At 67.8% G+C, this 16,780-nt stretch carries 22 protein-coding genes; 14 read left to right on the top strand and 8 right to left on the bottom strand.

What is annotated here, in order from left to right; translation table 11 throughout:
* Positions 1-31 precede the first annotated feature (31 nt).
* The 5 genes from ABIC66_RS01605 to ABIC66_RS01585 all read left to right on the top strand — a co-directional run bounded on the left by ABIC66_RS01605 (position 32) and on the right by ABIC66_RS01585 (position 4,034).
* The gene (locus ABIC66_RS01605) at positions 32-625 is read left to right on the top strand and encodes a DUF1285 domain-containing protein (protein WP_354067570.1); all 594 of its coding nucleotides are present in this window, start codon (positions 32-34) and stop codon (positions 623-625) included.
* Positions 622-1,272, top strand: coding sequence for a CoA pyrophosphatase (locus ABIC66_RS01600; RefSeq protein ID WP_354067569.1), 651 nt, complete (start codon positions 622-624; stop codon positions 1,270-1,272). Before ABIC66_RS01605 ends, ABIC66_RS01600 begins: the two co-directional genes overlap by 4 nt.
* 93 nt (positions 1,273-1,365) lie before the next feature.
* Entirely contained in the window at positions 1,366-2,619 is a 1,254-nt protein-coding gene (locus tag ABIC66_RS01595) for a CCA tRNA nucleotidyltransferase (protein ID WP_354067568.1), read from the top strand.
* Positions 2,620-2,643: 24 nt separating this feature from the next.
* Entirely contained in the window at positions 2,644-3,348 is a 705-nt protein-coding gene (locus tag ABIC66_RS01590; RefSeq protein ID WP_354067566.1) for a glutamine amidotransferase-related protein, read from the top strand.
* Between the two features lie 38 nt (positions 3,349-3,386).
* Positions 3,387-4,034, top strand: a complete 648-nt coding sequence (locus ABIC66_RS01585) for an Isoquinoline 1-oxidoreductase subunit (RefSeq protein WP_354067564.1) — start codon at positions 3,387-3,389, stop codon at positions 4,032-4,034.
* On the opposite strand, the gene ABIC66_RS01580 is transcribed toward ABIC66_RS01585, so the two are convergent.
* Positions 4,021-4,653: a TetR/AcrR family transcriptional regulator gene (locus tag ABIC66_RS01580; RefSeq protein WP_354067563.1), complete on the bottom strand. Its 633-nt coding sequence runs from the start codon at positions 4,651-4,653 to the stop codon at positions 4,021-4,023. The genes ABIC66_RS01585 and ABIC66_RS01580 overlap by 14 nt on opposite strands.
* Before the next feature lie 85 nt (positions 4,654-4,738).
* Here ABIC66_RS01580 and ABIC66_RS01575 point away from each other — a divergent pair, with 85 nt between their 5' ends.
* Positions 4,739-5,383 (top strand): O-methyltransferase, encoded by a 645-nt coding sequence (locus tag ABIC66_RS01575; RefSeq protein WP_354067561.1) that lies wholly within the window; start codon positions 4,739-4,741, stop codon positions 5,381-5,383.
* 4 nt (positions 5,384-5,387) lie between these two features.
* Here ABIC66_RS01575 and hemF read toward each other — a convergent pair whose 3' ends face one another.
* Complete coding sequence (gene hemF, locus ABIC66_RS01570) at positions 5,388-6,260, bottom strand: oxygen-dependent coproporphyrinogen oxidase (protein WP_354067559.1); 873 nt, start codon at positions 6,258-6,260, stop codon at positions 5,388-5,390.
* A 158-nt stretch (positions 6,261-6,418) separates the two neighbouring features.
* Here hemF and ABIC66_RS01565 point away from each other — a divergent pair, with 158 nt between their 5' ends.
* On the top strand, positions 6,419-7,708 hold the full coding sequence (locus tag ABIC66_RS01565; RefSeq protein ID WP_354067557.1) for an acetyl-CoA C-acyltransferase: 1,290 nt from the start codon (positions 6,419-6,421) through the stop codon (positions 7,706-7,708).
* 152 nt (positions 7,709-7,860) lie between these two features.
* Here ABIC66_RS01565 and ABIC66_RS01560 read toward each other — a convergent pair whose 3' ends face one another.
* The gene (locus ABIC66_RS01560) at positions 7,861-7,926 is read right to left on the bottom strand and encodes a hypothetical protein (RefSeq protein WP_125155815.1); all 66 of its coding nucleotides are present in this window, start codon (positions 7,924-7,926) and stop codon (positions 7,861-7,863) included.
* Positions 7,927-7,998: 72 nt separating this feature from the next.
* Here ABIC66_RS01560 and ABIC66_RS01555 point away from each other — a divergent pair, with 72 nt between their 5' ends.
* The gene (locus ABIC66_RS01555; RefSeq protein ID WP_354067556.1) at positions 7,999-8,301 is read left to right on the top strand and encodes a helix-turn-helix domain-containing protein; all 303 of its coding nucleotides are present in this window, start codon (positions 7,999-8,001) and stop codon (positions 8,299-8,301) included.
* Here the strand turns inward: ABIC66_RS01555 and ABIC66_RS01550 are convergent.
* Together ABIC66_RS01550 and phaR are read right to left on the bottom strand one after the other, a co-directional pair.
* Positions 8,298-8,621 carry a hypothetical protein gene (locus ABIC66_RS01550; RefSeq protein ID WP_354067554.1) on the bottom strand — a complete coding sequence of 108 codons (324 nt, stop codon included), beginning with the start codon at positions 8,619-8,621 and terminating at the stop codon, positions 8,298-8,300. The two genes, ABIC66_RS01555 and ABIC66_RS01550, sit on opposite strands and share 4 nt — an antisense overlap.
* A gap of 49 nt (positions 8,622-8,670) precedes the next feature.
* Positions 8,671-9,324, bottom strand: coding sequence for a polyhydroxyalkanoate synthesis repressor PhaR (phaR, locus tag ABIC66_RS01545; RefSeq protein WP_354067553.1), 654 nt, complete (start codon positions 9,322-9,324; stop codon positions 8,671-8,673).
* 218 nt (positions 9,325-9,542) lie between these two features.
* On the opposite strand from phaR, the gene ABIC66_RS01540 reads away from it, so the two are divergent.
* The 4 genes from ABIC66_RS01540 (at position 9,543) to ABIC66_RS01525 (ending at position 13,672) form a co-directional block, all read left to right on the top strand.
* Positions 9,543-10,718, top strand: a complete 1,176-nt coding sequence (locus tag ABIC66_RS01540; RefSeq protein WP_354067551.1) for an acetyl-CoA C-acetyltransferase — start codon at positions 9,543-9,545, stop codon at positions 10,716-10,718.
* Between the two features lie 108 nt (positions 10,719-10,826).
* Positions 10,827-11,549, top strand: coding sequence for a beta-ketoacyl-ACP reductase (locus tag ABIC66_RS01535; protein WP_354067549.1), 723 nt, complete (start codon positions 10,827-10,829; stop codon positions 11,547-11,549).
* A 129-nt stretch (positions 11,550-11,678) separates the two neighbouring features.
* Positions 11,679-12,461, top strand: coding sequence for a DUF4908 domain-containing protein (locus tag ABIC66_RS01530; protein ID WP_354067548.1), 783 nt, complete (start codon positions 11,679-11,681; stop codon positions 12,459-12,461).
* A 221-nt stretch (positions 12,462-12,682) separates the two neighbouring features.
* Positions 12,683-13,672, top strand: coding sequence for a LacI family DNA-binding transcriptional regulator (locus ABIC66_RS01525; protein ID WP_354068346.1), 990 nt, complete (start codon positions 12,683-12,685; stop codon positions 13,670-13,672).
* Positions 13,673-13,680: 8 nt separating this feature from the next.
* Here the strand turns inward: ABIC66_RS01525 and ABIC66_RS01520 are convergent, their stop codons facing one another.
* The 3 genes from ABIC66_RS01520 to gloB all read right to left on the bottom strand — a co-directional run bounded on the left by ABIC66_RS01520 (position 13,681) and on the right by gloB (position 15,480).
* Positions 13,681-14,121 carry a hypothetical protein gene (locus ABIC66_RS01520; protein ID WP_354067546.1) on the bottom strand — a complete coding sequence of 147 codons (441 nt, stop codon included), beginning with the start codon at positions 14,119-14,121 and terminating at the stop codon, positions 13,681-13,683.
* Between the two features lie 151 nt (positions 14,122-14,272).
* Entirely contained in the window at positions 14,273-14,722 is a 450-nt protein-coding gene (locus ABIC66_RS01515) for a cupin domain-containing protein (protein ID WP_502910275.1), read from the bottom strand.
* Between the two features lie 8 nt (positions 14,723-14,730).
* Positions 14,731-15,480: a hydroxyacylglutathione hydrolase gene (gloB, locus tag ABIC66_RS01510; protein WP_354067542.1), complete on the bottom strand. Its 750-nt coding sequence runs from the start codon at positions 15,478-15,480 to the stop codon at positions 14,731-14,733.
* 66 nt (positions 15,481-15,546) lie between these two features.
* Between gloB and ABIC66_RS01505 the strand changes: the two genes are divergently transcribed.
* Together ABIC66_RS01505 and ABIC66_RS01500 are read left to right on the top strand one after the other, a co-directional pair.
* The gene (locus ABIC66_RS01505) at positions 15,547-16,353 is read left to right on the top strand and encodes a class I SAM-dependent methyltransferase (RefSeq protein WP_354067540.1); all 807 of its coding nucleotides are present in this window, start codon (positions 15,547-15,549) and stop codon (positions 16,351-16,353) included.
* A gap of 72 nt (positions 16,354-16,425) precedes the next feature.
* Positions 16,426-16,770, top strand: a complete 345-nt coding sequence (locus tag ABIC66_RS01500) for a P-II family nitrogen regulator (RefSeq protein ID WP_010918409.1) — start codon at positions 16,426-16,428, stop codon at positions 16,768-16,770.
* The last annotated feature ends 10 nt before the right edge of the window (positions 16,771-16,780 follow it).

Here is a 16,780-nt window from a genome sequence, read left to right as displayed (position 1 = left end):
CGGGCGGGCCTAACGGCCTAACTGATCAGCCATGACGGACACACCCCAGACGGCAGGCCTCGAAGGCGTCGCCAAGGCCGCCCAAAGCGCGCAGGTGGGGGCGGCCGGCGAGCGCGGCCTGCCGCCGGTGCACCTCTGGAACCCGGCTCATTGCGGCGAGATCGACATCCGCATCCGCAAGGACGGGGTATGGTTTCACGAGGGGACGCCGATCGGCCGGGAGGCCTTGGTGCGGCTGTTCTCGACCGTGCTGCGCCTGGATCCGGACGGCTATCACCTGGTGACGCCGGTCGAGAAGATGCGGATCACGGTCGAGGACGCGCCGTTCATCGCCACCCGGGTCGACCGGGCCAAAAATAGCGATGGGGGCGACGTGCTCGTCTTCCAGACCAATGTCGGCGACACGGTCGAGGCGGGGCCGGAGAACAAGATCCGTGTCGAGATCGATCCCCAAACCGGCGAGCCGCGCCCCTATGTCCACGTCCGACGCGGACTGGAGGCCCTGATCGCCCGGCCCGTGTTCTACGAGCTGGCCGAGATGGCGCGGCAACGAGGCGACACGTGGGGCGTGACCTCGAACGGCGCCTTCTTCCCGATCGCGCCGCCCGGAGCGACCCCGGCATGACGCGGGAAGAACGCCGCGCCTGGATCACCAGCCGCCTGCATCCGATCGCCGACTACGATCCCAGCCTGGCCAATCCGATCAAGTCCGATTACGACCTCAATCCGGGCCTGAAGGTCGACAATCCGCATGCTCTGCGCCCGGCCGCGGTGCTGGTGGGGCTGGTCGAGCACGAGGACGGCCTGACCGTCCTGCTGACCCGCCGCTCCGACACCCTGCGCAGCCATACCGGCCAGATCGCCTTCCCCGGGGGACGCTGCGATCCCGGGGAGACGCCCTGGGGCACGGCCCTGCGCGAGGCCCAGGAGGAGGTCGCGCTGGACCCCGCCCTGGTGACGGTGGCCGGCCTGCTGCATGGCTATCAGACAGTGACCGGCTTCCACGTGACGCCGGTGGTCGGTTTCATCGATCCGAAGGCGACATTCGTCGCCAGCCCCGAGGAAGTGGCCGACGTCTTCGAGACGCCGTTCTCGTTCTTGATGGATCCAGCCAACCACCAGCGCCAACATCGCGAAGCGCCGACCGGCGAGCGGCGCCACTTCTACGCCATGCCGTGGAACGATCGCTTCATCTGGGGGGCGACGGCGGGCATGCTTCGGTCGCTATACGAGGCGCTCTACGACGAAAGCGGTCGGCAACCCGCCGAATAGGGTGTTTCCCGTCTGGCGGACACCGGGTCACCTGGCCTAACTATGTCGCCCTCGCCCGGGGGGGACGAGGCACGAGCGTGGGGAGTTCGTCATTTGAACAGCGAGTCGATCGGCGCGCCATCGTGGATGACGCTTCCGGAAACGAAGGCGGTGATCGCCGCCCTGGAGGCGCGCGGCTATCCCGGCTGCGCCCGCTTCGTCGGCGGCTGCGTGCGCAACACCGTGATGGGCAAGCCCGTCGACGACATCGACATCGCCACCACCCTGACGCCCGACCTGATCATCGACGCCCTTGAGCAGGCGGGGCTGCGGGCCATCCCGACCGGCGTGGACCACGGCACGATCACGGCCCTATCGGGCGGGCGGCCCTACGAGATCACGACCCTGCGCAAGGACGTCTCAACCGACGGTCGTCGGGCGGTGGTGGCCTTCACCCAGGACTGGGGCCAGGACGCCGAGCGCCGCGACTTCCGCTTCAACGCCCTCTATGCCGACCCCGAGGGCCGCGTCTACGACCCGACCGGCGAGGGCCTCAACGACGCCCGCGAGGGCAAGGTGGTGTTCGTCGGCGATCCGATGACCCGGATCCGCGAGGATTATCTGCGCATCCTGCGCTTCTTCCGGTTCCAGGCCTGGTACGGCAAGGGCGAGGCCGACCAGAAGGCCCTGGCCGCCTGCAAGGCGCTGAAGGGCATGGTCTCGGGCCGCGCCGCCGAGCGGACCCAGAAGGAGCTGATGAAGATGCTGGCCGCGGAAGATCCGCGCCCGGCCTTTCGTCTGATGGCCGCCACGGCGGTGCTGGGCTCGATCCTGCCGGCGGTGAAGTCCTTGGCCCGTTTCGAGGCGCTGGTCGCCATCGAGACCGAGCAACTGTTCGAGAACGATCCGGACCTGCGCTTGGCCGCCCTGATCCCCGACGACCCCAAGGTCGCCGAGCAGCTGGCCGAGCGCTTGCGCCTGCCCAACAACGTCCGCGACCGCATCGTCGACGCGGTCGGCAAGAGCCCGCGCATCGTCTCGTGGATGAGCCCGCGCGAGGCCCGCCGCGCTGTCTACGGCCTGGGAACGCGCACCTTCTGCGACCGGGTCAAGCTGGCCTGGGCGGGCTCTGGCCGCGACTCCACCGCCCCGCAGTGGCGCGCCCTGCTGGCTCTGGCCGAGACCTGGGTCCCGCCGGCCTTCCCGCTGTCGGGCGAAGAGGTGATGACAGCCGGCGTGCCCAAAGGGCCGATGGTCGGCGAGGTGATGCGCGAGATCGAACTCTGGTGGATCGACCAGGACTTCATCGAGGACAAGTTCAGCGCTATCGAACGTCTGAAGGCCGTCGCCCAGGGGATGGTCTACTGAGTTCGTAAGCTTCGGAGGCGTGTCTTGAAGATCGGCCTGCTCGAGACCGGCAACCCGCCGGGCGACCTCGCGGCGACCTATGGCAGCTATTCGGCGATGTTCGAGGCGCTGCTGGGGCCCGAGCACAGCTATAGCGTCTACGACGTCCAGAAGGGCGAGCTGCCGGCCGATCCGGCCGAGAACGACGCCTATGTCATCACCGGCTCGGCGGCCGGGGTCTATGACCCGCTGCCCTGGATCGAGCCGCTAAAGGCGTTCCTGCGCGAGGCCAAGGGCGAGACGCCGCTGGTCGGGGTGTGCTTCGGCCACCAGATCATGGCCGAGGCTTTCGGCGGCAAGGTGATCAAATCCGACAAGGGCTGGGGCGTGGGCCTGCAGGCCTATGAAGTTTCCGACCGCGAGACCTGGATGGACGACGCCCGCCACGTCGCCGTGCCCGGTTCGCACCAGGACCAGGTGATCGAGCTGCCGGCGGGCGCGCGGGTGTTGGCCGGCAGCGCCTTCACGCCTTACGGCGTCCTGGTCTATGAGGACGCCAAGGCGATCTCGATGCAGTTCCACCCGGAATTCTCACCCGCCTACGCCAAGGCCCTGATCGAGGCCCGGCGCGGGACGCGTTTCACCGACGAACAGGCCGACGCCGCGATCGCCAGCTTGAGCGCCGAGAACGACTGCGATCGAATGGCCGCTTGGATCGGCCGTTTCCTGGAGCAGGAAACCCGAGGATAAGCTGGGGCGTTCGAGTCCGGACTTCCGGGAGAAACGCCATGCGAGCCGCTACCCTCGTGATCCTGGCTGGAACTTTAGCGCTGGCCGGCGCCGTGGCCGCCAGCGGCGTCGCCGCGCCCGAGCCCGCGCCGGCTCCCCAGCCGGTCGCGCTGAAGACCGCCGCCAGCTTCCAGTCGATCAAGGATCCGGCCGCGCGCTCGGTCGCGCTGTTCACCGAGGCTGGCAAGGTGATCCAGAGTCCGCGCTGCCTGAATTGTCACCCGGTCCAGCGCGCCCCGACGCAGGGGAACGACCTGCATCCGCACAATCCGCCGATGGTCGCCGGCGACAGCGGCCACGGGCCCGCCGGCATGCCGTGCTTCGCCTGCCACGGCCAGGCCAACGTTCCGACCTGGGGCCAGGACATCAAGAGCATCCCCGGCGATCCGAAGTGGGGTCTGGCCCCCGCCGAGATGGCCTGGCAGGGCAAGTCGCTGGGCGCGATCTGCGGTCAGATCAAGAACCCGGCGACCAATGGCGGCAAGTCGATGGCCGAGCTGCACCATCACATGGCCGAGGACCACCTGGTCGGTTGGGCCTGGAACCCCGGCGCGGGCCGCGTCCCGGCGCCCGGCACCCAAGCTCAGTTCGGCGAGCTGATCAAGGCGTGGATCGACACCGGGGCCAAGTGCCCTAAGGCCGCTTGAGGCTCTTCAGATAGGCCGTGAACATGTCGGCCATCGCGTCGGCATAGACCGTGATCTCCGCCTCGGCGCGCGGGCTTTCCGAGAAGGCCTTGCCCACCTCCTTGAGCGTGGTGGTGATCAGGTCGCCGGCCAGGACACGCGTCTCTTCCGACGCTTCCGGCAGCGCCTCGCGCATGAAGGCGCTGACGATGTCGGTCCCCGAGACCCGGGCCGCCTTGGCCTCGGGCGCGTCGCGATAGAGCGGGGCGGCGTCGTTCAGCGCCGTACGCATCTGCGCTTCCTCGCACTCCGAACGGACGAAGGCGTGCACCAGGGCTCTTAGCCGATCCAGCGGCGGCCTTTCGACATCCTCGAGGATGGCGCGCAGCAGGCCCGTGGTCTGGCGCCACTCGTCGCTCTGCAGTCGAAACAGGATCGCGGCCTTGTTGGGGAAGTACTGGTAGACCGAGCCGACGCTGACCCCGGCCTTCTCGGCCACCCGCGCGGTGGTGAACCGCTGGGCGCCCTCCTTGGCCAGAACCTGAACAGCGGCTTCCAGGATCGCCGCGACCAGCTCGGTCGAACGGGCTTGGCGCGGTTGCTTTCGCGAGGAAATCCGGGGGCTTGGGCGGTCGGGCATCGGGCGTCCGGCAATGCGAATGGGAAACATGACGAATTAGTCGCATTTCTTCGGCCGGCGCAACGACGCGCTTTCGGAGATCTGTATGACGACCTTGACCAAGATGGCGCCGCTGCTGGAGCGCTTGTTCGCGCTCAGCGACGCGGCCCGCCCCGTCTTCTCGGGCGTTCCCGCCGCGGAACGCGATCGCTTGATGCGGAGCAAGACCGAATATCTCGAACTCTACGGTCACCTGAGGGACTTCCCGCTGGCGGTGTCGCGCGAGACGGGCGCGCTGCTCTACATGCTGGCGCGCGGCCAGGGCGCGCGCACGATCGTCGAGTTCGGGACCTCGTTCGGCATTTCGACCCTGCACTTGGCCGCGGCCCTGCGCGACAACGGCGGCGGCCGTCTGATCACGACGGAGTTCGAACCTTTCAAGGCCGAGCGGGCCCAGGAGCACCTGATGGCCGGCGGCGTGTCGGACCTGGTCGAGATCCGCCTTGGCGATGCGCTGCAGACCCTGGCCGCCGACCTGCCCGAGACGATCGATCTCGTGCTGCTGGACGGGGCCAAGGCGCTCTATCCCGAGATCCTGGGCCTGCTGGAAAGCCGCCTGCGGTCGGGGGCGCTGATCGTCGCCGACAACGCCGACTACGCGCCCGACTATCTGGAACGCGTGCGCTCGACGGCGAACGGCTATCTGTCGGTCCCGTTCGCCGAGGATGTCGAGCTGTCGATGCGGCTCTAAGGCCTCACGGCCATTTCACGGCCGGCGGCATCGAGCTGAGGATCGACTCGACATTGCCGCCGGTCTTGAGGCCGAACATCGTGCCGCGATCATAGAGCAGGTTGAACTCGACGTAGCGACCGCGCTGGATCAACTGCTGCTCGCGCTCGTCGGCCGTCCAGGCCTCGCCCATGCGGCGGCGGACCAGGTCGGGATAGATCTCCAGAAACGCGCGGCCGACGTCCTGAGTGAAGGCGAAGTCCCGCTCCCAGTCGCCGCTGTCATGATGGTCGTAGAAGATACCGCCGATGCCGCGCGGTTCGTTGCGATGCGGCAGGAAGAAGTACTCATCGCACCAAGCCTTGTACTTGGCGTGCCAGGTCGGGTCGTACTTGTCGCAGGCCCGCTGGTAGGCGGCGTGAAAGTCGATGGCGTCCGGGAAGTCCTGTTGGCGCTGATAGCCGAGCAAGGGCGTCAGGTCGCCGCCGCCTCCGAACCAGCTCTTGGTCGTGGCGATGAAGCGGGTGTTCATGTGCACGGCCGGCACACGCGGATTGGTCATGTGGGCGATCAGACTGATCCCGGTCGCGAAGAATCGCGGATCCTCGGCCGCGCCTGGCACGCTGGCGGCCATCTCCGGCGTGAACGTCCCGTGCACCGTCGAGACGTGGACGCCGACCTTCTCGAACAGCCGGCCGTGCATCATGCCCATGACGCCGCCGCCGCCAGCCGCGCGATCCCAGGGCTTCTTCTCGAAGCGGCCCGGCTCGTCGGGATAGAGATCGGCCGGGGCCTCGTCCTCAAGCTGTTCGAACGCGGCGCAGATCTGGTCGCGCAGGTTTTCGAACCACGCCTTGGCGCGGGCCTTCTTGGTGTCGAGGTTTTGATCGGTGCTCATGTCTGCCGATTAAGCCTCCCCGCGCTTGCGTGCAAATAGGGTCGAGCGGCTAAGGGGCGCCCAGACGGCGCGGTCGTGGCTTGGTCATGGCGATATTCGACAAGAAGGACGGAGCCGCCCCATATAGGCCAAGGTTTCCGCGCTCTCGGAGTCACGCCATGCCCGTCGCCAAGTCGTCCGCCTCGAAATCCAACGTCTGGCTGGCCGCCGGGGTGCGCACGCCCTTCGCCAAGGTCGACGGGCCGCTGGCCTCGTACGACGCGATCGAGCTCTCAGTGCCGGTCGTGAAGGCGATGCTGGCCAAAGGCGCTCGCCCCGACTTCGCGGTCTGGGGCACGGTCATTCCGAACCTGACCTGGAGCAACATCGCCCGCGAGGTGCTGCTGGACGCCGGCGCCGACCCGACCATCCCGGCCTTCTCGACGATCATGGCGTGTTCGACCAGCATGATCGGGGCGATCCAGGCGGCCGGCATGATCGATGGCCGTGGCCGCGACCTGGCCCTGGTCGGCGGCGTCGAGAGCATGAGCCGGGTGCAGATCGGCCTGTCGGTCGCCCTCTCCGACTGGATCCGCAAGTTCCAGGGGGCCAAGACCGGCCAGCAGCGCCTGGCCGCCCTGGGCGCGCTGAGCCTGAAGGACGTGCGCCTGTTCATCCCCAAGGTCGCCAACCGGGTCACCGGCCTGTCGATGGGCGAACACACGGAGATCACCGCCAAGGAGTGGAACCTGTCCCGCGCCGACCAGGACGCCATCGCCCTGGCCAGCCACCAGGGCGCGGTGAAGGGCTGGGAAAATGGCTTCTTCGACGACCTGGTCATCCCGATCGGCGGCGCCAAGCGCGACACCATCCCGCGCAAGGACAGCACGCTGGAGAAGCTTGCCAAGCTGGGCCCCGCCTTCGACAAGACCAGCGGCAAGGGCACGCTGACGGCCGGCAATTCCTCACCTTTGACCGACGGGGCGGCGGCGATCTGGGTCGGGTCCGAGGCTGGTCTCGCCCGCCTGCCGTCCGAGACGCCGAAGGTCCGGATCGTCGACCACGAGGTCACCTCGATCGACCTGCGCCACGAGGGCCTGTTGATGGCGCCGGCCTATGGCGTGCCGCGCATGCTGGCCCGCAACGGCATGACCTATGCCAACGTCTCGCTGTGGGAGATCCACGAGGCCTTCGCGGCCCAGGTGCTGTCGCACATCGCCGCCTGGGAGAGCGCCAAGTTCCTGTCCGAGAAGGCGGGTGTGGGCGCCAGCCTGGGCGAATTCCCGCGCGACCGTATGAATCCACACGGGGGCAGCCTGGCCATAGGTCACCCCTTCGGGGCCACCGGGGCGCGGATCCTCAGCCAGGCGGTGAAGGAACTGGCGGCCCGTCCGAAGGGCGAGCGGGCCATCGTCAGCATCTGCGCCGACGGCGGCCAGGGTACGATGATGCTGCTGGAGTCGGCCTAGGTCCGGATTTCTTACATCCGCTCTCCCCGGCGAAAGCCGGGGCCCAGATCGAATTCAAGACGTCGCTAATTTCGCTCAGGGCGTTGGCGCATCAGCCCAAAACACCCAGGATGAATCTGGACCCCGGCTTTCGCCGGGGAGAGCGGGTCGGGTTAGGTCAGCGCCGTGAAGATCAGGGCCACGACGGCGACGTCGAAGATGCGGATGGCGACGGACAGCATGCTGGGGCTCGCGGCGATGAATTCACCAACGATTAAGCAAGACCGGCGCCAACGGGCCCGTCGCCGCTGATGGCCCTGTTCTTCGACGCCGCCTGGTACGACGATCGTCTCGCCGAGCGCGGCTTGACCCGCGCCGTCCTGGCCGCCGCCGCGGGCCTGACGGCAGCGGACCTGGCCCTCGCTTTCAAGGACCAGCGCGAGTTGTCGATGCGTGAAGTCGCTGCTTTCGCGGAGCTTTTGGGCGTTTCGCCCGCCGAGGCGGCCGCGCGCGCCGGGATGCGACCGCCGCCGCCGAGCGATAGCCAGCGGATCGCGGCCCTCGAGGCGCGCGTCGCCGTTCTGGAGGCCGAGCTGGCCCGCTTGAAGCGCTAGATGTTGGTCTTCTTCAGCAGGCCGGTCTTGGGACGGCGGTCGGCCTCGCCGGAATATTCCGTCCCGAGATAGGTCGATCTGGCCGTGTCGAGCACTTCCTGCCCACCGCGCAGGCCGCGCTTCTGGCCGGGCTGACCGATGATCTGGGCGGCGAAGGCGGCGAAGCCCTCGCGGCGCGGCGGCCGGGGAGGCGGCGGCGCCTCGTCCTCGACGACGAACACCGTCTCCTCGTCGGCCTCATGACGATCGCCCTCGCGCGGCGCGGGCAGGGCGCGGCGCGCGAGACCAGAGCGTCGAATGGGATCGATCGGGTCGTTCATGGTGAAGACCCTAGGCGCCGGACGGTTAAGAACGGCTGGACCGGTTTGGTTAAGGCTTGTTCGCCAGCTTGGCGAGTTGCTCCTGCATCGCCTCCATCTGGCGCTTCAGGTCGGCCAAGGAATCGTCGCTGGCCGAGGCTTGCGCGGGGGGCGGCGCGGGTTCGGCCTGGGCGGCGGCCGCGGCGTCTTCCGGACGCACATAGGCGAACGGCGAGAACATCTTCATGGCCCGGTCGAACAGCGCCATGTTCTGGCGGATCTGTTCTTCGTAGATGCCCATGCCGGGAATCTTGCCGGGCGCCATGCCGGCGAGTTGGCCGCGCATCCGCTCTTGCTGCTTGGAGAAGCTCTCCAGGGACATTTCGAGATACGACGGCAGGAAGGCCTGCATCGAGTTGCCGTAGAAGCCGATCAGCTGGCGGAGGAACTGGATCGGCAGCAGGTTCTGGCCGCCGCCGCGATTTTCTTCTTCGAAGATGATCTGGGTCAAGACCGAGCGCGTGATGTCGTCGTTGGTCTTGGCGTCATAGACCACGAAGTCGACGCCCTCCTTCACCATGTCCGACAGGTGTTCGAGGGTGACGTACGAGGAAGATGCTGTGTTGTAGAGGCGACGGTTGGCGTATTTCTTGATGATCACGCGTTGGCCGGCCGATTTCTCGGCGCCGGCGGCCGTTTCGCCTTTTTCAGGGTTCTCGGACATTTCGTTCCCTAGGAGAGCGGTTACATCCGCTTTTCGCATCGCACTATCGCTAATGCAAAGGCATGACGCCAGTGGTCTGATGACTTGGAGGCGCCGCCAAGGCGTGAAAATGTGCCCGTGACGAACGCGGTTCGGATGGGCATGGTGATGCTGCATTGCAAAATAACGGACGCCGCGACCGCGAAGGCGTCACCTCAGAACGTCACGGGAGTTTTTCCATGAGCGACATCGTCATCGTCTCCGCCGCCCGCACGCCGGTTGGCTCGTTCAACGGGGCGCTGTCCAGCCTGCCCGCCTCCGACCTCGGCAAGATCGCCATCGAGGCGGCCGTGTCGCGCGCCGGCATCACGGCCGCCGATGTCGACGAGGTGATCCTGGGCCAGGTGCTGCAGGCCGCCGCCGGCCAGGGCCCGGCCCGCCAGGCCTCGGTGAAGGCCGGCATCCCGCTGGAAAGCCCGGCCTGGAGCCTGAACCAGCTGTGCGGCTCGGGCCTGCGCGCCGTGGCCCTCGGCGCCCAGCAGATCGCCGACGGCTCGGCCAAGATCGTCGTCGCCGGCGGCCAGGAGAGCATGAGCCAGGCGCCCCATGCGCAGAACCTGCGCGGCGGCCAGAAGATGGGCGACCTGCAGTTCGTCGACACCATGATCAAGGACGGTCTGTGGGACGCCTTCCACGGCTACCACATGGGTCAGACCGCCGAGAACATCGCCAGCCGGTGGCAGATCACCCGCGAAGACCAGGACAAGTTCGCCGTCGCCAGCCAGAACAAGGCCGAGGCGGCCCAGAAGGGCGGCAAGTTCGACGAGGAGATCGTCGCGGTCACCATCAAGGGCCGCAAGGGCGACACCATCGTCGACAAGGACGAGTTCATCCGTCACGGCGCGACCCTGGAAAGCGTCGCGGGCCTCAAGCCCGTGTTCAACAAGGAAGGCTCGGTCACCGCCGCCAACGCCTCGGGCCTCAATGACGGCGCGGCCGCCCTCGTCTTGATGAGCGCCGACGAGGCCGCCAAGCGCGGCCTGAAGCCGCTGGCGCGCATCGCCTCGTGGGCCAATGCCGGCGTCGATCCCGCGATCATGGGCACGGGGCCGATCCCGGCCTCGAAGAAGGCGCTGGAAAAGGCCGGCTGGAGCGTGTCCGATCTCGACCTGGTCGAGAGCAACGAGGCCTTCGCGGCCCAGTCGCTGTGCGTGGTCCGCGAACTGGGCCTCGATCCGGCCAAGGTCAATGTCAACGGCGGCGCCATCGCCATCGGCCATCCGATCGGCGCCTCGGGTGCGCGGATCCTCACCACCCTGTTGCATGAGATGAAGCGGTCGGGCGCCCAGAAGGGCTTGGCCACGCTGTGCGTCGGCGGCGGCATGGGCGTGGCCATGTGCGTCGAGGCGATCTGAACGCCGCCTAGGGCGGCGCAACCTTAACCGTGGCCGCGCGCTTCCTCTCCTTGCGGGCGCGCGCGGATCACGTGCAACCATAAGAAATCTGCGATCGGGAGAGACAATATGACGAGAGTTGCGTTCGTGACCGGCGGCACGCGCGGGATTGGCCGAGCGATCTGCGAACGACTGGTGGCCGACGGCATGAAGGTCGCGGCCGGCTATTCCGGCAACGAAGAGGCCGCCGCCGCCTGCGCCAAGGAGCTGGGCGTGATGGTGGTAAAGGGCAATGTCGGCTCGTTCGAGGACTGCGCCGCCGCCGTCAAGAAGGTCGAGGCCGAACTGGGTCCGATCGACGTGCTGGTCAACAACGCCGGCATCACCCGCGACGGCATGCTGCACAAGATGACCTACGAACAGTGGTCGGAAGTGATCCGGGTCAACATGGACTCGGCCTTCAACATGACCCGCCCCGTGATCGAGGGCATGCGCGACCGCGGCTGGGGCCGGATCGTCAACATCAGCTCGATCAACGGCCAGAAGGGCCAGATGGGTCAGACCAACTATTCCGCCGCCAAGGCCGGCCTGATCGGCTTCACCAAGGCCCTGGCCCTGGAGAACGCCAAGAAGGGCGTGACGGTCAACGTGATCTGCCCCGGCTATATCGACACCGAGATGGTGGCCGCGGTGCCGGAGAACGTGCTGGCCAGCATCATCGCCGGCATCCCCGTCGGCCGCCTGGGCAAGGGAGAGGAAATCGCCGACATGGTCTCGTTCCTGGCGGGCGAGCGCGCGGGCTTCGTGACCGGCGCGACGCTCAGCCTGAACGGCGGCCAGTACATGGCCTGATCCGGCCGCAACCTTCCCGAAGCCGGGGCTTGACGGCGACTGTTGCTGTTTGGCCTCATGCGCCCGGCTTCGGGGTTTGGACGTTAACACGTCCAAGATTCGCCCCAGTCGGCGGGCAGTACGGATCGCATGAAATTCTGTAAGGCGGAGTTGGGCGACTGGGGCGCTAGGGCGGCCCTGACGATCGCGGCTCTGATGGTCATGGCGGCGTCGGCGAACGCCCAGCAACTTCCGCATTCGCTGCGGGACGCCCTGCTCGGCCACAAAGGCCTGGCCGAGACCCGCCGAGTCGCAGCTCCGCCCGTGGCGCGCTACGTTTCCGAGACCGGCGGCGCCTTCGTCTTCGATCAGGCCGCGCCCCGACCGCTGATGAAGTTCGACAACAGCACCGAGGTCTGGGTGCTGTCGGCCCAGCCGGCCTCGCGCGGCGACGTCATCTATCGCAACGATCTGGGCGAGCCCGTCCTCCGGGTCACCAAGCTGGGCGGGATGATCCTGTTCACCGACGACGCCCCGATGGGCGCGGCTGTCGCCGTATCGGGCCGGGCGTCGTCGATCCAGCCGCCGGCGATCATCTCGTTCAATGTCTTCGTGCAGCGCGTCAGCATCGCCTCCGCCCGCGCCACGCGCGCGGCCCAGCACTTGGTCGAATTCTCGACGGTCGAGGACGTGCGGCCCGAGACCTCGGTGCTGGCCGCCGACTCCGCCACCGTTGTGGCCGAGGCGTTCGAGCGCATGGCGCGCAAGGGCGACCGCTCGCTGATCTCGCGGATCTTCAGGGTGCTGCTGGCCGAGGGCCATAAGCCGTCCGCGGCCCTGAAGGACGGAGCCCTGACCATCACCTATTCGCCGGACCAGGGCCTGGCTGGCCGTCCATCGTCCAAGCGCATCATCAAGGTGATCAACCGCTGACGGGCGGGCTGCAAATCTTGCAAGCGTAACCATAAGCCCTCAGCCGCCGTTTACCCCGCCGGAATATCGGTGTTCGCCAACACGGTCTCGTGGCGTCGCTCCCTGCGCACAACCGCGCATATTGCGACGCCGCCGAGGCTTTTCGCGCGCCCGCAAGGTTCTATTGTCTCGTCATGGATAACCCCGACATCGTGGAGGCCCCCGAGCGCGGGCGGCTGAAGATGGCCGACATCGCCCGCATGGCGGGCGTATCGATCTCGACGGTGTCGCGCGCCTTGGCCGGTAATCCGTTGATTCCCAAGGCGCTGCGCGACCAGATCGTCGAGATCGCCCAAACCCACGGCTATGTCGTCAACCAGTCGGCTCGGTCCCTGCGCCTGCGCAAGACCGACACCATCGGCGTCATCATCCCTCTGGCCTACGAGACTGGGCAGCTGATCTCCGATCCCTTCTTCCTGGAGATGGTCGGGCGGCTGGCCGACGAGATCACCCGGCGTGACTATTCCGTCCTGCTGAACAAGGTGATCGTCACCGAGACGGGATGGCTGGAGCGCATCATCCAGTCGCATCGCGCCGATGGTCTGCTGCTGATCGGTCAGAGCACGCAGCACGCAGCGCTGAACGCGGTCTCCGGCGCCTACAAGCCGATGGTGGTCTGGGGCGCCCAGCTGCCCGGCCAGCGCTATTGCACGGTCGGCAGCGACAATGTCGAAGGTGGCCGCCTGGCCGTCGCGCACCTGGCCGGAACCGGCCGCAAGCGCATCGTCTTTCTCGGCGCGATCGACGCGCCGGAGGCGGCCCTGCGTTTCGAAGGCTACAAGAAAGGCTTGGCCGAGGCGGGGATCGCCTTCGATCCGCGCCTGGTCGTTCCCACGCCGTACACGCTGGAAGAGGCTAAGCTGACGGTCGCGGATTTCCTCGCCAAGGACGTCCCATTCGACGCCGCCTTCGCGTTTTCCGACATCATCGCCCTCGCCGGGATCGGCGCCTTGACCGAGGCGGGAAAGACCGTGCCGGGGGACGTGGCGGTGGTTGGTTTCGACGACATCGTCCTGGCGCGCCACAGCAATCCGCCGCTGACGACCATCCGCCAGGACCTGGCGTTCGGGGCGCGGGCGATGGTCGATCTGCTGTTCCGCCGCATGGCCGGCGAGGACGTCGCGTCGACCCTGGCGCCCGTCGAACTGATCGTGCGCGGCAGCAGCGTCTAGAGGAGGCCTTAAGCCGCCTCGACGCCGATCGTCTTCAGTTCCTTGAGGAAACGCGTCAGGCTGACGTGCGAGCGCTTCAGGCCGTGCACGACTTCCGGGCGGGCCAGGGCGGATGCCGGGACGATGAAACCTTCACGGCCGATGCGCTGGGCCATGCCCTTTTCCAGCATCTCGACGAAGCGGCGACGGACGGTCTCGTAGGGCAGGCCGAGGGAGTCGGCGACCTGGCGGACGGTCAGCGGACGGCGCTCGTGGTCCGGCGGGATGTCGCTGACCTCGGAATAGACGCCGCCGCGGATGTGCGAGCAGTTCCCAGCCCAGAGGGTGGTGAAGACGAGAGCGTAAAGCAGATCCGAACCATGGACTTCGTTGGCGATTTCGACCCAGCGCAGAATGTAATCCGTCGCGTAGCGAGTCGCTGCGCGGGCGTTGACGTACTCTTCGGACATCGGTGACTCGGTTCCCCTAGGTCCGCGCCATAGCGCGACTTGAAAAGGATTGCATGGCTCATCGAACGACGCCATGCGACCAAGTCACCCACTATGAGTACCCCTATCGGGGAGCTGCGACGGGTTGACACGCCCCGTTTCGCGTCGGGGGTCAGCCGCGCGAAGGTGTCCAGTCGGGCGGCGCCATCTCGAAGCCCTCGAACCGGAAGCCGGGCGCCACGGTGCAGCCGACCAGGGTCCAGGCGCCCAGGCTTACGGCGGTCTGCCACCAGGAATTTGGCACGATCACCTGCGGCCGGCACCCCGCGCGCAGGTCGGGTCCGAGAACGTAGGCGGTCGCGCCCTGGCCGTCGGGCGGCGACAGGGTGATCGAGATCGGCGCGCCAGCGTACCAGTGCCAAGTCTCGACCGCGTCGACACGGTGCCAGGCCGACATCTGCTCGGCCTCCAGCAGATAATAGATGCAGGTCGAGGCCGCGCGGCCATCGGGACCGGGCATGTCCTGGAAGGTCTGCCTGTACCAGCCGCCTTCCGGATGCGGCGCGAGATCCAGCATCCGGACGATTTCCTTGGCGCCGAGGTCGCCGGCGATGGCGGTCATGCCGTTGCTCATCCCTTGAAATTGTCCTTGGCGGCCCGGATCTCGGCGAAGGCGTGGGCGGGCGAGGCGGCGTCCGGCCGCAACAGGGGCGCGCGCAGGAACGGATTGGTGGCCTTTTCGGCCGCTATGGTGGTCGGCACGGTCGGCTCGCCTCGCTCGCGGGCGGCGAACACCGCCTCGGCGCGCGCCTTCAGCGCCGGGGCGTCGTCGACCGACAGGGCGAAGCGGGCGTTCGAGGCCGTATATTCATGGGCGCAATAGACGGTGGTGTCGTCCGGCAGGTCGGCGACCCGGGTCAGCGAGTCCCACATCTGCTCCGGCGTGCCCTCGAACAGCCGACCGCAGCCCAGGGCGAACAGGGTGTCGCCGACGAAGGCGATGTGGTCGGCCGCGTCGTGATAGGCGATGTGACCCAAGGTGTGGCCGCCAGCGTCGATGACATCCAAGCGGGTCTCGCCCAGCATGACCACGTCGCCTCCGCGTACGACCCGGTCCAGCGGGGCGATGCGCGTCACCTCGGCCGGGCCGGTGATCGTCGCGCCGGTGGCCTTTTTCAAGGCGTCATTGCCGCCCGCATGATCTGGATGCCAGTGGGTGTTGAGGATCAGATCCAGCGTCCAACCCAGCTGGTCGAGCTGGGCGAGGATGGCCTCTGCGTCGGGCGTGTCGATGGTCGCGACCCTGCCGGTGGCCCCGTCGCGGACGAGAAAGCCGTAGTTGTCGGACAGGCACGGGAACTGGCGGACGGTCAGGGACATGGCGCTTGCTCTATCGCGCCGACGCCGACGCGAATACAAGGATGGCCTCTGCGCCCTGGAGACTCAATGCGCCGCGACGTGCTGGACTTGAGAGCCTTCTACGCCGCCCCGCTGGGCCGCGCGGCGAGGACCATGCTGACCCGCAAGGTCGAGGAAGCCTGGGGCGACACCCGGGACCTGGACGTGCTGGGCGTCGGCTACGCCACGCCGTTTCTCGACGCCGCCCGGACCAACGCCCGCCGGGTCGTGGCGGCCATGCCCGCCCAACAGGGCGTCGAGGTCTGGCCGCACGGCGGCCGCAACCAGGCGTGCCTGGTCGAAGAGACCGCGCTGCCGCTGCCCAACGCCATGTTCGACCGGGTTCTGGCCGTCCACGCCCTGGAGGAGGCCGACGACCCGGCCGCCCTGCTGGCCGAGATCGGCAGGGTGATGGCCCCGACCGGGCGATTGATCGTGGCGGCCTCGTCGCGGGATGGCGTCTGGACCGGAGCGGAGGGCACGCCGTTCGGCCACGGACGGCCCTATAGCCGCAGCCAGCTGGAGAGCCTGATCCGCGAGGCGGGGCTGGAGCCGGCTGGCTGGACCCGCGCCCTCTATGTTCCGCCGATGGGGGCCATGGCCAGCTGGGCCGAGGGCTTCGAGCAGGTCGGGGCGCGCCTATGGCCGCGCTTCGCCGGCGTGATCTTGATGGAGGCGATCAAGCAGACCTTCGCGGTCAAGCCCCGCGGTCACCGCGCGCCGGCCCGGGTCTTCGCGCCCGGCGTCCTGTTGCCCAGTCCGGCCGGGCCGACGCCCGCGCGCCACGCCGGAGGGCGGCCGGTTCCCGCGCAAAAGGCGCCTGTTCATCAGGCGCCGAACGATTGGGAAGGCTGATCTTACTTGGAGCGAAGCGTTTCGACGCCTAGCTTGGAATCGCAACAACCGTTCGCTCCTGGGAGCCGCGCCATGAAGATGATCGTCGCCGTGATTAAGCCGAGCCGCCTGGACGCGGTGCTCGAAGCGGTCACCGAGGCGGGGGCGTCGGGGCTGACGGTCACCGAGGTCCGCGGCTACGGCCGCCAGAAGGGCAAGACCGAGGTCTATCGCGGCGCCGAATACGAGGTGAAGCTGCTGCCGAAGGTCAAGCTGGAGATCGCCGTGCCGACCGACGTGCTCGAGCCCGTCATCGAGGCCCTGCAGCGCACGGCCAACACCGGCAAGATCGGTGACGGCAAGGTGTTCGTCATGGATTTGGAGCAGGCCCTGCGAATCCGCACCGGCGAACGCGACGCCGCCGCGATCGCGGGCTGACCTTAAACCC

The sequence above is a fragment of the Caulobacter sp. 1776 genome (assembly GCF_040545685.1).
Taxonomy (GTDB): domain Bacteria; phylum Pseudomonadota; class Alphaproteobacteria; order Caulobacterales; family Caulobacteraceae; genus Caulobacter.
This window is presented reverse-complemented; position numbering and strand designations above follow the sequence as displayed.

What these genes read in the sequence shown, in the direction of transcription:
- phaR (WP_354067553.1), bottom strand. Translation starts at nt 9,324, where the DNA reads ATGTCCGAGAACCCTGAAAAAGGCGAAACGGCCGCCGGCGCCGAGAAA.
- ABIC66_RS01500 (WP_010918409.1), top strand. Translation starts at nt 16,426, where the DNA reads ATGAAGATGATCGTCGCCGTGATTAAGCCGAGCCGCCTGGACGCGGTG.
- hemF (WP_354067559.1), bottom strand. Translation starts at nt 6,260, where the DNA reads ATGAGCACCGATCAAAACCTCGACACCAAGAAGGCCCGCGCCAAGGCG.
- gloB (WP_354067542.1), bottom strand. Translation starts at nt 15,480, where the DNA reads ATGTCCCTGACCGTCCGCCAGTTCCCGTGCCTGTCCGACAACTACGGC.
- ABIC66_RS01555 (WP_354067556.1), top strand. Translation starts at nt 7,999, where the DNA reads ATGGCCCTGTTCTTCGACGCCGCCTGGTACGACGATCGTCTCGCCGAG.
- ABIC66_RS01535 (WP_354067549.1), top strand. Translation starts at nt 10,827, where the DNA reads ATGACGAGAGTTGCGTTCGTGACCGGCGGCACGCGCGGGATTGGCCGA.
- ABIC66_RS01550 (WP_354067554.1), bottom strand. Translation starts at nt 8,621, where the DNA reads ATGAACGACCCGATCGATCCCATTCGACGCTCTGGTCTCGCGCGCCGC.
- ABIC66_RS01565 (WP_354067557.1), top strand. Translation starts at nt 6,419, where the DNA reads ATGCCCGTCGCCAAGTCGTCCGCCTCGAAATCCAACGTCTGGCTGGCC.
- ABIC66_RS01540 (WP_354067551.1), top strand. Translation starts at nt 9,543, where the DNA reads ATGAGCGACATCGTCATCGTCTCCGCCGCCCGCACGCCGGTTGGCTCG.
- ABIC66_RS01520 (WP_354067546.1), bottom strand. Translation starts at nt 14,121, where the DNA reads ATGTCCGAAGAGTACGTCAACGCCCGCGCAGCGACTCGCTACGCGACG.
- ABIC66_RS01580 (WP_354067563.1), bottom strand. Translation starts at nt 4,653, where the DNA reads ATGCCCGACCGCCCAAGCCCCCGGATTTCCTCGCGAAAGCAACCGCGC.
- ABIC66_RS01515 (WP_502910275.1), bottom strand. Translation starts at nt 14,722, where the DNA reads ATGACCGCCATCGCCGGCGACCTCGGCGCCAAGGAAATCGTCCGGATG.
- ABIC66_RS01575 (WP_354067561.1), top strand. Translation starts at nt 4,739, where the DNA reads ATGACGACCTTGACCAAGATGGCGCCGCTGCTGGAGCGCTTGTTCGCG.
- ABIC66_RS01600 (WP_354067569.1), top strand. Translation starts at nt 622, where the DNA reads ATGACGCGGGAAGAACGCCGCGCCTGGATCACCAGCCGCCTGCATCCG.
- ABIC66_RS01585 (WP_354067564.1), top strand. Translation starts at nt 3,387, where the DNA reads ATGCGAGCCGCTACCCTCGTGATCCTGGCTGGAACTTTAGCGCTGGCC.
- ABIC66_RS01525 (WP_354068346.1), top strand. Translation starts at nt 12,683, where the DNA reads ATGGCCGACATCGCCCGCATGGCGGGCGTATCGATCTCGACGGTGTCG.
- ABIC66_RS01605 (WP_354067570.1), top strand. Translation starts at nt 32, where the DNA reads ATGACGGACACACCCCAGACGGCAGGCCTCGAAGGCGTCGCCAAGGCC.
- ABIC66_RS01505 (WP_354067540.1), top strand. Translation starts at nt 15,547, where the DNA reads ATGCGCCGCGACGTGCTGGACTTGAGAGCCTTCTACGCCGCCCCGCTG.
- ABIC66_RS01530 (WP_354067548.1), top strand. Translation starts at nt 11,679, where the DNA reads ATGAAATTCTGTAAGGCGGAGTTGGGCGACTGGGGCGCTAGGGCGGCC.